Origin of the sequence: Streptomyces harbinensis (assembly GCF_900116145.1) — a bacterium.
GTDB classification, from domain to species: domain Bacteria; phylum Actinomycetota; class Actinomycetes; order Streptomycetales; family Streptomycetaceae; genus Streptomyces; species Streptomyces carpaticus.
The window spans coordinates 156,680-169,029 of the sequence record NZ_FPAB01000010.1; the positions used below are offsets into that span (position 1 = coordinate 156,680).

At 71.0% G+C, this 12,350-nt stretch carries 11 protein-coding genes and 1 rRNA gene; 10 read left to right on the forward strand and 2 right to left on the reverse strand.

Translation table 11 applies throughout. The features are described 5' to 3' along the window. The first annotated feature begins 66 nt into the window (after window positions 1-66). The 6 genes from eccD (at window position 67) to BM385_RS23395 (ending at window position 7,151) form a co-directional block, all read left to right on the forward strand. Window positions 67-1,530: a type VII secretion integral membrane protein EccD gene (gene eccD / locus BM385_RS23370; protein WP_019436293.1), complete on the forward strand. Its 1,464-nt coding sequence runs from the start codon at window positions 67-69 to the stop codon at window positions 1,528-1,530. Between the two features lie 152 nt (window positions 1,531-1,682). Further along, window positions 1,683-1,973: a 30S ribosomal protein S15 gene (gene rpsO, locus BM385_RS23375; protein ID WP_019436292.1), complete on the forward strand. Its 291-nt coding sequence runs from the start codon at window positions 1,683-1,685 to the stop codon at window positions 1,971-1,973. A 320-nt stretch (window positions 1,974-2,293) separates the two neighbouring features. Next, window positions 2,294-4,516 carry a polyribonucleotide nucleotidyltransferase gene (locus BM385_RS23380; RefSeq protein ID WP_019436291.1) on the forward strand — a complete coding sequence of 741 codons (2,223 nt, stop codon included), beginning with the start codon at window positions 2,294-2,296 and terminating at the stop codon, window positions 4,514-4,516. Further along, a complete protein-coding gene (locus BM385_RS23385; protein ID WP_380980918.1) occupies window positions 4,513-5,913 on the forward strand; it encodes a M16 family metallopeptidase in 1,401 nt (466 codons plus the stop codon). The genes BM385_RS23380 and BM385_RS23385 overlap by 4 nt, the downstream gene beginning before the upstream one ends. Before the next feature lie 36 nt (window positions 5,914-5,949). Beyond that, window positions 5,950-6,705, forward strand: a complete 756-nt coding sequence (dapB, locus tag BM385_RS23390) for a 4-hydroxy-tetrahydrodipicolinate reductase (RefSeq protein WP_093844276.1) — start codon at window positions 5,950-5,952, stop codon at window positions 6,703-6,705. 2 nt (window positions 6,706-6,707) lie between these two features. Next, window positions 6,708-7,151, forward strand: a complete 444-nt coding sequence (locus BM385_RS23395) for a tetratricopeptide repeat protein (RefSeq protein WP_019436288.1) — start codon at window positions 6,708-6,710, stop codon at window positions 7,149-7,151. 65 nt (window positions 7,152-7,216) lie between these two features. Here the strand turns inward: BM385_RS23395 and BM385_RS23400 are convergent, their stop codons facing one another. Together BM385_RS23400 and BM385_RS27340 are read right to left on the reverse strand one after the other, a co-directional pair. Beyond that, on the reverse strand, window positions 7,217-7,765 hold the full coding sequence (locus BM385_RS23400) for an SCO5741 family PH domain-containing membrane protein (RefSeq protein ID WP_019436287.1): 549 nt from the start codon (window positions 7,763-7,765) through the stop codon (window positions 7,217-7,219). Window positions 7,766-7,824: 59 nt separating this feature from the next. After that, window positions 7,825-7,980 (reverse strand): hypothetical protein, encoded by a 156-nt coding sequence (locus BM385_RS27340; RefSeq protein ID WP_175543088.1) that lies wholly within the window; start codon window positions 7,978-7,980, stop codon window positions 7,825-7,827. 159 nt (window positions 7,981-8,139) lie between these two features. On the opposite strand from BM385_RS27340, the gene thyX reads away from it, so the two are divergent. The 4 genes from thyX to BM385_RS23420 all read left to right on the forward strand — a co-directional run. After that, window positions 8,140-8,862, forward strand: coding sequence for an FAD-dependent thymidylate synthase (thyX, locus tag BM385_RS23405; protein WP_019436285.1), 723 nt, complete (start codon window positions 8,140-8,142; stop codon window positions 8,860-8,862). A 191-nt stretch (window positions 8,863-9,053) separates the two neighbouring features. Beyond that, window positions 9,054-9,953 (forward strand): 4-hydroxy-tetrahydrodipicolinate synthase, encoded by a 900-nt coding sequence (gene dapA / locus BM385_RS23410; RefSeq protein ID WP_019436284.1) that lies wholly within the window; start codon window positions 9,054-9,056, stop codon window positions 9,951-9,953. 196 nt (window positions 9,954-10,149) lie between these two features. Continuing rightward, window positions 10,150-11,835, forward strand: a complete 1,686-nt coding sequence (locus BM385_RS23415) for a ribonuclease J (RefSeq protein WP_019436283.1) — start codon at window positions 10,150-10,152, stop codon at window positions 11,833-11,835. Window positions 11,836-12,199: 364 nt separating this feature from the next. Beyond that, window positions 12,200-12,350: ribosomal RNA gene (locus BM385_RS23420) — 16S ribosomal RNA — on the forward strand; the annotation flags it as partial.

Here is a 12,350-nt window from a genome sequence, read left to right on the forward strand (position 1 = left end):
GCGGGTAGGGTGACCGACGCAGTCCGTGCGCAACCGTCTTCCGCGCGCATCTTGGGGGAATCACACGTGAACTCGACAGCGGCCACCGGCTTCTGCCGCGTCACCGTCGCCGCGCCCGACAGCCGGATCGATGTGGCGCTTCCGGAGGATCTGCCTCTGGCCGACCTCTACGCCCAGATACTCCAGCTCACCGGGCAGGCGCCCGCCGAGGGCGCCCCCGTCGGCTACCACCTGCTGCGCCGCGACGGCAGCGTCCTGGACGGCGCCCGCACCCTGGCCGCGCAGCGCGTCCTGGACGGCGAGGTGCTCGTCCTGCGCCCCGTCGCCGACGCCCTGCCGCCGCCGGTGCACGACGACGTCAGCGAGGCCGTCGCGGACGCCGTCACCCACGACCGCGCCCTGTGGCACGACCAGCGGCTGCGTACCGCCGGACTGACCGGCGCCGCCGTCCTGGCCACCGTCGCCGCCGCCGTCCTGTGGTACGCCGACCCGGTCCACCACGACCTGCACGGCCTGCCCGGCATCATCGCCGGGGTCCTGGCGCTGCTGCTGACCTCCTTCGCCGTGGTACGCGCCCGGGTGTACGCCGACCGGCCCGCCGCCGTCGCCGCCGGCCTCGCCGCGCTCCCGCACGGACTGATCGCCGGTACCGGGGCCCTGCCGCTCGCCGAGGGCCACGGCGTGGGCCGCCTGGAACTGCTGCTGGGCTGCGTCGCCGTCCTGCTGCTGTCCGTCGTCGCCGCCGCGGCGCTGCCCGACGCCGCGGCCCCGTTCGTCGCCACCGCCACCGCGGCGCTCATCGGCACCCTCGCCACCTTCGCCGCCATCGTGGCCGACGCCCGTCCGGTCTCCGCCGCCGCGCTCACCGCCCCGGTCGCCATCGGCGCCCTCGGCTTCCTGCCCGGCCTCTCCGCCGCCCTGGTCCGGCTGCCCATCGGCTACGACGCCCCGCGCACCGGGTTCGACACCGACGACCCCGACCAGGCCCCGCCCACCGGGGAGCCCATCGACGCCGAGCGCATCGCCGCCCAGGCCCGCCTCGGCCACCAGCTGCTGCTGGGCCTGACCGCCGGCTGCGCGCTGGCCGCCACCGTCGCCGTCGCCGTCCTCGGCTTCGCGGGCGACGGCTGGGCCCAGCTCCTCGCCCTGGCCACCGCCGGCACCCTGCTGACCCGCTCCCGGCTCTTCCGGTACGCCGTCCAGGTCTCCGTCCTGCTGGTGGCCGGTCTCGCCGCTCTCACCCTGCTGGCCACCGGCTTCCTGCTGCACCCGCCGGCCGGCGCCGTCCGCGATCTGCTGGCGGGCGACAGCACCGCCCTCGATCTGCGCACCCTGTGGCTGACCGCCGCGCTCGCCGCCGCCGCGGCCGTGATGACCGCCATCGCGCTCATCGTGCCCCGCTCCGGGCTCACCCCCTTCTGGGGACGGGTCCTGGACCTCACCGAGTCGGCCCTGCTGCTCTCCCTCATCCCGCTGTGCCTGGCCGTCCTCGGCGTCTACGCCCGCGCCCGCGGCCTCACCAGCGACTAGCGTCCGCAGGGGAAGGGCGCACAACCGGAACAACCGGGTCAGGACCACCCCGGCCCGGCTGATAGGGTGTTCTGCGCCCGGCGAGTTGCCATCTGTCATCCCCTGTGAAGCAGACCAGGGGACGCTCCCGGGCTGATCCTCAAGGAGTCAGTGTGTCGTCGCTCGATGCCGCCACGAAGCAGAAGATCATCGCCGAGTTCGCCACCAAGGAAGGCGACACCGGCTCCCCCGAGGTGCAGGTGGCGCTGCTGTCCCGCCGCATCTCGGACCTGACCGAGCACCTCAAGACCCACAAGCACGACCACCACTCCCGCCGTGGTCTGCTGCTGCTGGTCGGCCAGCGCCGCCGGCTGCTGCAGTACCTGGCCAAGAAGGACATCCAGCGCTTCCGCAGCCTGGTCGAGCGCCTCGGCATCCGCCGTGGCGCGGCGGGCGCCCGCTGAGACGACGGAGAGGGAGCGGCCACCGCTGGCGGGGGCCGCTCCCTTCGCCGTATCCGGCCCGGCAGCACTCCGGCGGACGACCGCGGGGAGCCGAAACCGGGCCCTCGGACCGATGCCTTTGTAGGCTGGTCCCACCACTGCACAACGACAGAGCATGAGTATGAGGCGGAGCGCCTTCTCAACCGTCGCCGGTCCTCGGTAGTGGCCCCCGGGCGACTTCCCGGGAGCTTCGATCGATGGCCGGCCCGTACGGAGGTGCTCCACCGCAGACCGTCCCGCCCGGTAGTCCCCGGCGGGGCGAGAAACAGGAGACATCCCAGGTGGAGAACGAAACCCACTACGCCGAAGCCGTGATCGACAACGGCGCCTTCGGCACCCGCACCATCCGCTTCGAGACCGGCCGCCTCGCCAAGCAGGCCGCCGGTTCCGCCGTGGCCTACCTGGACGACGACACCATGGTGCTGTCGGCCACCACCGCGTCGAAGACCCCCAAGGACCAGCTGGACTTCTTCCCGCTGACCGTGGACGTCGAGGAGCGCATGTACGCCGCCGGGAAGATCCCCGGCTCCTTCTTCCGGCGCGAGGGCCGCCCCTCCGAGGACGCCATCCTCACCTGCCGGCTGATCGACCGCCCGCTGCGCCCCTCCTTCAAGAAGGGCCTGCGCAACGAGATCCAGATCGTCGAGACGATCATGGCGCTCAACCCCGACCACCTCTACGACGTGGTCGCCATCAACGCCGCCTCCTGCTCCACGCAGCTGGCCGGCCTGCCCTTCTCCGGCCCCATCGGCGGCACCCGCGTCGCGCTGATCCAGGGCCAGTGGGTGGCCTTCCCCACCCACAGCGAGCTGGAGAACGCCGTCTTCGACATGGTCGTCGCCGGCCGGGTGCTGCCCGACGGCGATGTCGCGATCATGATGGTCGAGGCCGAGGCCACCGAGAAGACCATCGAGCTGGTCAAGGGCGGTGCCGCCGCGCCGACCGAGGAGGTCGTCGCCGCCGGTCTGGAGGCCGCCAAGCCCTTCATCAAGGTGCTGTGCCGCGCCCAGTCCGACCTCGCCGCCAAGGCCGCCAAGCCCACCGGTGAGTTCCCGGTCTTCCTGGACTACCAGGACGACGTCTTCGAGGCGCTGTCCGCCGCTGTCCGCGACGAGCTGGCGCAGGCGCTGACCATCGCCGGCAAGCAGGAGCGCGAGAGCGAGCTCGACCGGGTCAAGACGGTCGCCGCCGAGAAGCTGCTGCCGCAGTTCGAGGGGCGCGAGAAGGAGATCTCCGCCGCGTACCGCTCGCTCACCAAGCAGCTGGTCCGTGAGCGCGTCATCAAGGACAAGGTCCGCATCGATGGCCGCGGCGTCACCGACATCCGTACCCTGGCCGCCGAGGTCGAGGCGATCCCGCGGGTGCACGGCTCGGCCCTCTTCGAGCGCGGCGAGACCCAGATCCTGGGTGTCACCACGCTCAACATGCTCCGTATGGAGCAGCAGCTGGACACCCTCTCCCCGGTGACCCGCAAGCGCTACATGCACAACTACAACTTCCCGCCCTACTCCACCGGTGAGACGGGCCGCGTCGGCTCCCCCAAGCGCCGCGAGATCGGCCACGGCGCCCTCGCCGAGCGCGCCCTGGTGCCGGTGCTGCCGACCCGCGAGGAGTTCCCCTACGCCATCCGGCAGGTCTCCGAGGCGCTGGGCTCCAACGGCTCCACCTCCATGGGCTCGGTCTGCGCCTCCACCATGTCGCTGCTGAACGCCGGTGTGCCGCTGAAGGCCCCGGTCGCCGGTATCGCCATGGGCCTGATCTCCCAGGAGATCGAGGGCGAGACCCACTACGTCACCCTCACCGACATCCTCGGTGCGGAGGACGCCTACGGCGACATGGACTTCAAGGTCGCCGGCACCAAGCAGTTCGTGACCGCGCTCCAGCTGGACACCAAGCTGGACGGCATCCCGGCCTCCGTGCTGGCCGCCGCCCTCAAGCAGGCCCGCGACGCCCGGCTGCACATCCTGGACGTGATGGGCGAGGCCATCGACGTGCCGGACGAGATGTCCCCCAACGCCCCGCGGATCATCACCGTGAAGATCCCGGTGGACAAGATCGGTGAGGTCATCGGCCCCAAGGGCAAGATGATCAACCAGATCCAGGAGGACACCGGCGCCGACATCACCATCGAGGACGACGGCACCATCTACATCGGTGCCGCCGACGGCCCGGCCGCCGAGGCCGCCCGCGCCACGATCAACGGCATCGCCAACCCGACGATGCCCGAGGTCGGCGAGCGCTACCTGGGCACCGTGGTGAAGACCACCACCTTCGGCGCCTTCGTCTCCCTGCTCCCCGGCAAGGACGGACTGCTGCACATCTCGCAGATCCGCAAGCTCGCCGGCGGCAAGCGCGTGGAGAACGTCGAGGACGTCCTCGGCGTCGGCCAGAAGGTCCAGGTCGAGATCGCCGAGATCGACCAGCGCGGCAAGCTCTCGCTGATCCCCGTCCTGGAGGACGAGGCCGGCGAGGAGACCACCGAGAAGGACGCTGCCGACAAGTGACGCGTACCCCTCGTCCGAGGACGGCCCGCCCCACCGCACCGGTGGGGCGGGCCGTGCCCCGTCCGCGCGGCATGACCCCGCGCACCGCGCCGGCCGGGTCCGGCGACGCGGGCACCGTCCGCAAGACCGTGCTGCCCGGCGGGCTGCGGGTCGTCACCGAGACCCTGCCCTCGGTCCGCTCGGTCTCCTTCGGCATCTGGGCCCGGGTCGGCTCCCGCGACGAGACCCCGGCCCTGGCCGGCGCCACCCACTATCTCGAACACGTGCTGTTCAAGGGCACGAAGCGGCGCAGCGCCCTGGAGATCTCCTCGGTGATCGAGGCGGTGGGCGGCGAGATGAACGCCTTCACCACCAAGGAGTTCACCTGCTACTACGCGCGGGTGCTGGACAGCGACCTGCCGCTGGCCGTCGACGTCGTGTGCGACATGCTCACCTCCTCGGTCATCGACCCGGCCGAGGTCGAGGCCGAGCGCAATGTGATCCTCGAAGAGATCGCCATGACGGACGACGATCCCGGTGACGGCGTCCACGACCTGTTCGCGCAGACCCTGCTGGGCGACACCCCGCTGGGCCGCCCGGTGCTCGGCACCGAGGAGTCCGTCGGGGCCCTCACCCGGGACCAGATCGCCCGCTTCTACCGCCGCCACTACGACCCGACCCGCCTGGTGGTCACCGCCGCCGGCAACCTCGACCACGACACCGTCGTCGAGCAGGTCCGCGCCGCCTTCGAGCGGGCCGGCGCCCTCGGCCGCGCCGACGCCGCCCCGCTGGGCCCGCGCGGCGGCGACCGCCGCATCCGTACCGCCGGCGCCGTCGACGTCCAGGAGCGGGCCACCGAGCAGGCGCACCTGATCCTCGGCATGCCGGGCGTCTCCCGGCACGACGAGCGGCGCTGGGCGCTGGCCGTACTCTCCACGGCGCTGGGCGGCGGCATGTCCTCCCGGCTGTTCCAGGAGGTGCGCGAGCGGCGCGGGCTCGCCTACAGCGTGTACGCGCACACCTCCGGGTATGCCGACTGCGGCCTGTTCGGCGTCTACGCCGGCTGCCGCCCCGACCGGCTGGGCGAGGTGCTGGAGATCTCCCGGGAGAGCCTGGCCGACATCGCCGCGCACGGCCTGCCCGAGGAGGAGGTCGGCCGGGCGATCGGCCAGCTGGCCGGCTCCACGGTGCTGGGCCTGGAGGACACCGGCGCCCTGATGCACCGGCTGGGCAAGAGCGAGGTGTGCTGGGGCGAGCAGCTGTCGGTGTCGGGTCTGCTGGAGCGGTACCGGGCGGTGACGCCGGACGCGGTGCGCGAGGTGGCCGCCGAGGTGCTGAGCCACCAGCCCTCGGTGTCCGTCATCGGGCCGCTGAAGGACAAGCACACCGCCAAGCTGCACCGGGCGATGGCCCGATAACGAGTCCGAGCAGAAGAGACGAGCGGAAGAGTACGCATGAGCAAGCTGCGGGTCGCCGTGCTGGGTGCCGGCGGGCGGATGGGTTCCGAGGCGGTACGGGCGGTCGGGGCCGCCGAGGACATGGAACTGGTCGCGGCGCTCGGCCGGGGGGACGACCTGGAGCAGCTGGTCTCGGCCGGCGCCCAGGTCGCCGTCGATCTGACGCACCCCGACGCGGTGATGGCCAACCTGGAGTTCTGCGTCCGGCACGGCATCCACGGCGTGGTCGGCACCACCGGCTTCACCGAGGAGCGGCTGGCGCAGCTGCGCACCTGGCTGGCCGCCTCCCCGGCCACCGGGGTGCTGATCGCGCCGAACTTCGGCATCGGGGCCGTCCTCACCATGCACTTCGCGCAGCAGGCCGCCCGGTTCTTCGAATCCGTGGAAATCGTCGAACTGCACCACCCGCACAAGGCCGACGCGCCCAGCGGTACGGCGGTACGCACCGCCCAGCTGATCGCCCGGGCCCGCGCGGAGGCGGAGCTGCCGGCGCAGCCGGACGCCACCAGCACCGCGCTGGAGGGCGCCCGCGGCGCGGACGTGGACGGGGTGCCGGTGCACGCGGTGCGGCTGCGCGGTCTGGTCGCCCACCAGGAGGTGCTGTTCGGTGACGAGGGCGAGATCTTCACTCTGCGCCACGACTCGATGAACCGCGGGTCCTTCATGCCCGGGGTGCTGCTGGGCATCCGCCGGGTCTCCGGCGCTCCGGGGCTGACGCTGGGCCTTGAGCACTTCATGGACCTGGACGGCTGAGCATGTCGGGGAAGATCGGCTACGCGCTGGTCTCGGTGCTGCTGGTCGGCTACTTCGTGCTGGCCGGGCACCGCGGGGTGGTGCTGATCGGGCAGGGCACCTGGGTGACGGTCACGTTCGGGGTCGCGGTGCTGGTGATGCCGCTGATCGGGGCGTGGTTCCTGTGGCGTACCACCCGTTTCGCCCGGGACGCCGGGCGGCTGGCGAAGGAGCTGGAGGCCGAGGGCGGGCTGCCGGTGGACGATCTGCCGCGTACCCCCAGCGGCCGGGTGGAGCAGGCGGCGGCCGACGCGGCCTTCGCGGCCCGCAAGGCCGAGGCGGAAGCGCATCCGGGCGACTGGCGGTGCTGGTTCCGGCTGGCGCTGGCGTACCACGACGCCCGGGACACCCCGCGCGCCCGCAAGGCGATGGAGCACGCGATCGCGCTGCGAGCGGGCCGGAGCTGAGCGGGACGGCTGAGCGGAACGGCTGGGCGGAACGGGAGCGGCGGGCGCCGCTCCCGTTCCGCGTCCTAGTGCCGGTGCTCGGAGGCCCAGGCCTCCAGCACGTCGGAGGCGCGGGCGAAGGCTTCGGCCCGGGTGAGGAAGTCGGCGCTGTGGTCGGTGAGCAGCGGGGCCAGCGGCTCTCCGCGGCGCGGCTCGATGTGGACCGCCTGGCCCTGCACGGTGCGCGGCAGGCCCAGCCAGCGCACCGGCTGCTGGACGGTGGAGACGCGTTCGATCTCCCGCCAGCGCAGGGTCTTGGTGCTCAGCAGGCCGACCCGGCGCAGTCCGCGTGGGCTGACCCAGATGCCCATGCGCAGCACGCGCAGGGCGAAGGCTATGACGCAGGCGGCGAGGAGCAGGGTGACGCCCGCCGCGCCGACGGTGCCGGCGATGGCGATGATCAGGGCGGAGATCAGCAGGTAGGCCGCGAGCAGCAGGGCCAGTGCGGAGATGGCCACCCGCTGGGGTCCGAGCCGGTAGGGGCGGCGCCACTGATCGGTTCCGGCGTGGGGGAGGGCTACGTCCGACGCGGTGGTGCCGAAGTCACGGTCGGCCGCGAGAAAGGGCAGGGGCAAGGCTTGTCCTCGTTCGTGTCACGTTCGCCGCTGGCAGTGCACGGGTGAGGCTATCGCGCTCAGGACCCCTCGGCCGCCTCCGGTGTCCCGGCCGGGACCCCGTGCTCGACGTCGAGGGCGGGACGGGCCAGCAGAACGGCTCCGACCAGGGCGGAGACCAGGAGGAGGCCCAGCAGGGCGCGGCCGAGGAGCGCGCCGATCGTCAGCTGTCGCATACCCTCTCCTTCCCCCATTTGGCCGTAAAACAAAAATATCAGCCGAACAGTCCTCCTCTGTCGTTCGATCCCGATCTGTCCGGTCGCCGCCGGGGCTGTCGGTGGCGGGCCGTAGGGTGGGCCCCGCTACTCGCAGTACGCTCCGAAGGGGATCCGCCGGTGACCGATACACCCACTTTCCGCAGTGATGTGACCGTCGAACTGGTCAAGCACAGCGCGTCCGACACCGACGTCCTGTGGGCGGCCCGCGTCTCGACGGCGGGGGAGCAGTCACTCGAAGAGATCAGCAAGGACCCCGAGCGGTCCAAGGGGCTGATCAACTACCTGATGCGGGACCGGCACGGCAGCCCGTTCGAGCACAACTCCATGACCTTCTTCGTCAGCGCACCGATCTTCGTCTTCCGCGAGTTCATGCGGCACCGGGTCGGCTGGTCCTACAACGAGGAGAGCGGGCGCTACCGGGAGCTGGAGCCGGTCTTCTACCTCCCCGGCGAGGACCGCAAGCTGGTGCAGCGCGGCCGGCCGGGCAAGTACGAGTTCGTCGACGGCACCCCCGAGCAGCACGCGGCCCTCGGCAAGACCATGGAGGACTCCTACCGGCAGTCCTACGCCGCCTACCAGGAGCTGCTGGCCGCCGGGATCGCCCGTGAGGTGGCCCGCGCCACGCTGCCGGTGGGGCTGTTCTCCAGCATGTACGCGACCTGCAACGCCCGCTCGCTCATGCACTTCCTGGGGCTGCGCACCCAGCACGAGCAGGCCCGGGTGCCGTCCTTCCCGCAGCGGGAGATCGAGATGGTCGCCGAGAAGATGGAGGCGGAGTGGGCGCGGCTGATGCCGCTGACGCACGCGGCGTTCAACGCCAACGGCCGAGTGGCCCCGTAGGGAGCCCGTTGCGGGCCCGGGTCTCCGAAAAGCTGAGCGAAGTGTCCGTATTGCGACATTTCGAGAAGTTCATCTAGGGTGATTGAACGGACCCCGGCGCTGTCTGAACCCCCGAGCAGGCAGCGCCGGGATCCACACGGAGGGCATCCCCGTGGCTCGCGGAACGCTGAGCTGCGAGTAGCGTGGTTCCCATGGCTCCGACCTCCACACCCCAGACGCCCTTCGGGCGGGTGCTGACCGCGATGGTCACGCCGTTCACCGCGGACGGCTCGCTCGACCTCGACGGCGCGCAGCGGCTCGCCGCCCACCTGGTGGACGCCGGCAACGACGGCCTGATCGTCAATGGCACCACCGGCGAGTCCCCGACCACCTCCGACGCGGAGAAAGCCCAGCTGGTCCGCGCCGTGGTCGAGGCGGTCGGAGACCGCGCCCACGTGGTGGCCGGAGCCGGCACCAACGACACCCGGCACAGCCTGGTCCTGGCCCGCGCCGCCCAGGACGCCGGGGCGCACGGCATCCTCGCCGTCACCCCGTACTACAACAAGCCCCCGCAGGAGGGGCTGGTCCAGCACTTCACCGCCATCGCGGACGCCACCGACCTGCCGGTGATGCTCTACGACATCCCCGGCCGCAGCGGCGTCCCCATCAACACCGAAACGATGGTGCGGCTGGCGGAGCACCCCCGGATCGTCGCCAACAAGGACGCCAAGGGCGACCTGGGGCGGGCCGGCTGGGCCATCGCCACCACGGGCCTCGCCTGGTACTCGGGCGACGACATGCTGAACCTCCCGCTGCTCTCGGTGGGCGCGGTCGGCTTCGTCTCCGTCGTCGGCCACGTGGTCACCCCCGAGCTGCGCGCCCTGGTGACCGCCTACACCAGCGGCGACGTCGCCAAGGCCACCGAGATCCACCAGCGGCTGCTGCCCGTCTTCACCGGGATGTTCCGCACCCAGGGCGTGATCACCACCAAGGCCGCCCTCGGCTTCCAGGGGCTGCCCGGCGGCCCGCTGCGCCTCCCGATGGTCGGGCTCACCGACGAGGAAACCGAACAGCTCAAGCGGGATCTCGCCGCCGGCGGGGTACAGATCTGAGCACCCAGACTTCGCAAGACCAGCGGTAACGAGCAGCACCGGAAGAAAAGAGCAGGACCGGGACCACCGGACACCAGCACAGCGGCTTCGGCACATCGCACAACGCCGACACACCAACAGCTCCATCACACGCACACCCACGCGCGCGCCCGCTGCCTCGACAGGGGCAACGGGCGCGCGCGGTCAGGAGAGTCTCTTGAGTCATCCCCATCCAGAACTCGGCCGCCCGCCGAAGCTCCCGGAGGGCGGCCTGCGGGTCACCCCGCTCGGCGGCCTCGGCGAGATCGGCCGCAACATGACCGTCTTCGAGTACGGCGGCCGGCTGCTGATCGTCGACTGCGGCGTCCTCTTCCCCGAGGAGGAACAGCCCGGCATCGACCTGATCCTGCCGGACTTCAGCTCCCTGCGGAACCGTCTCGACGACATCGAGGGCATCGTCCTCACCCACGGGCACGAGGACCACATCGGCGGCGTCCCCTACCTCCTGCGGGAGAAGCCGGACATCCCGCTGATCGGCTCCAAGCTCACCCTCGCCCTGATCGAGGCCAAGCTCCAGGAGCACCGCATCCGGCCGTACACCCTGGAAGTGGCGGAGGGCACCAGCGAACGCATCGGCCCCTTCGACTGCGAATTCGTCGCGGTGAACCACTCCATCCCGGACGCGCTCGCGGTCGCCATCCGCACCCCCGCCGGCATGGCCGTGCACACCGGCGACTTCAAGATGGACCAGCTGCCGCTGGACGGCCGCCTCACCGACCTCCGGGCCTTCGCCCGGCTCGGCGAGGAGGGCATCGACCTGCTGCTGTCCGACTCCACCAACGCCGAGGTCCCCGGCTTCGTCTCCCCGGAGCGGGAGATCTCCGGAGTGCTGCGCCAGGTGTTCTCCCGCGCGGACAAGCGGATCATCGTCGCGAGCTTCGCCAGCCACGTGCACCGCATCCAGCAGATCGTGGACGCGGCCCAGGAGCACGGACGCAAGATCGCCTTCGTCGGCCGCTCCATGGTGCGCAACATGGGCATCGCCCGGGACCTGGGCTACCTGCGGGTTCCGCCCGGCCTCGTGGTGGACGTGCGCACGCTCGACGATCTCCCCGACCGCGAGGTGGTGCTGGTCTGCACCGGCTCCCAGGGCGAGCCCATGGCGGCCCTGTCCCGGATGGCCAACCGCGACCACCAGATCCGCATCGTCGAGGGCGACACGGTCATCCTCGCCTCCTCGCTGATCCCCGGGAACGAGAACGCCGTCTACCGGGTCATCAACGGGCTCACCCGGTGGGGCGCCAACGTCGTCCACAAGGGCAACGCCAAGGTCCACGTCTCCGGGCACGCCTCGGCCGGCGAGCTGCTGTACTTCTACAACATCTGCCGCCCCCGCAACCTGATGCCGGTGCACGGCGAATGGCGCCACCTGCGCGCCAACGCGGAACTCGGCGCCCTGACCGGGGTGCCGGCCGACCGGATCGTCATCGCGGAGGACGGCGTCGTCGTCGACCTGGTCAAGGGCAAGGCGAAGATCGTCGGCAAGGTCCAGGCCGGCTACGTGTACGTGGACGGCCTGTCCGTCGGCGGCGTCACCGAGGCCAGCCTGAAGGACCGGCGGATCCTCGGCGACGAGGGCTTCATCTCCGTCTTCGTGGTCGTGGACAGCAGCACCGGCAAGATCGTCAGCGGCCCGAGCATCCACTCCCGGGGCTCCGGCATCGACGACGCGGCCTTCGCCGAGGTCATCCCGAAGATCGACGAGGCCCTGGCCAAGTCCGCCCAGGACGGGGTCGTCGAGGCGCACCAGCTGCAGCAGCTGGTGCGCCGTACGGTCGGCAAGTGGGTGTCGGACGTCTACCGCCGGCGTCCGATGATCATGCCGGTCGTGGTCGAGGTCTGACCGGTCCGCCGGCACCGTCATCTGGCAGCGGGGCGCCAGGATTTGCATCCGGGCGCCCCGCTCCAGTACGTTTACGTCACCGCCGCAACGGGAACGCCGGACAGTCCAACTGACCGGGGGTTCCGGGACGTCGGAGGGCAGGCTCAAGTGCCGGGAAAGGCGCGGGAGTTACCTCTGATAAGGTGGGAAACACGAAGGGAAAGCCCGGAGGGGCCCGAGAGGGAACCAAAGGAAGCATCCGTTCCTTGAGAACTCAACAGCGTGCCAAATAGTCAATGCCAGATTATTTTGACTGAGTCTGCATCTCGACCTCGTCTGAGGTGCAGCATTTAAGCGAGGATTTTCCTTGCTCTTACATGAAGCATTCATGGAGAGTTTGATCCTGGCTCAGGACGAACGCTGGCGGCGTGCTTAACACATGCAAGTCGAACGATGAACCGGTTTCGGCCGGGGATTAGTGGCGAACGGGTGAGTAACACGTGGGCAATCTGCCCTGCACTCTGGGATAAGCCCGG

Coding starts and splice junctions, on each gene's coding strand:
- dapB (WP_093844276.1), top strand. CDS start 5,950: ATGAGCAAGCTGCGGGTCGCCGTGCTGGGTGCCGGCGGGCGGATGGGT.
- BM385_RS23395 (WP_019436288.1), top strand. CDS start 6,708: ATGTCGGGGAAGATCGGCTACGCGCTGGTCTCGGTGCTGCTGGTCGGC.
- BM385_RS27340 (WP_175543088.1), bottom strand. CDS start 7,980: ATGCGACAGCTGACGATCGGCGCGCTCCTCGGCCGCGCCCTGCTGGGC.
- dapA (WP_019436284.1), top strand. CDS start 9,054: ATGGCTCCGACCTCCACACCCCAGACGCCCTTCGGGCGGGTGCTGACC.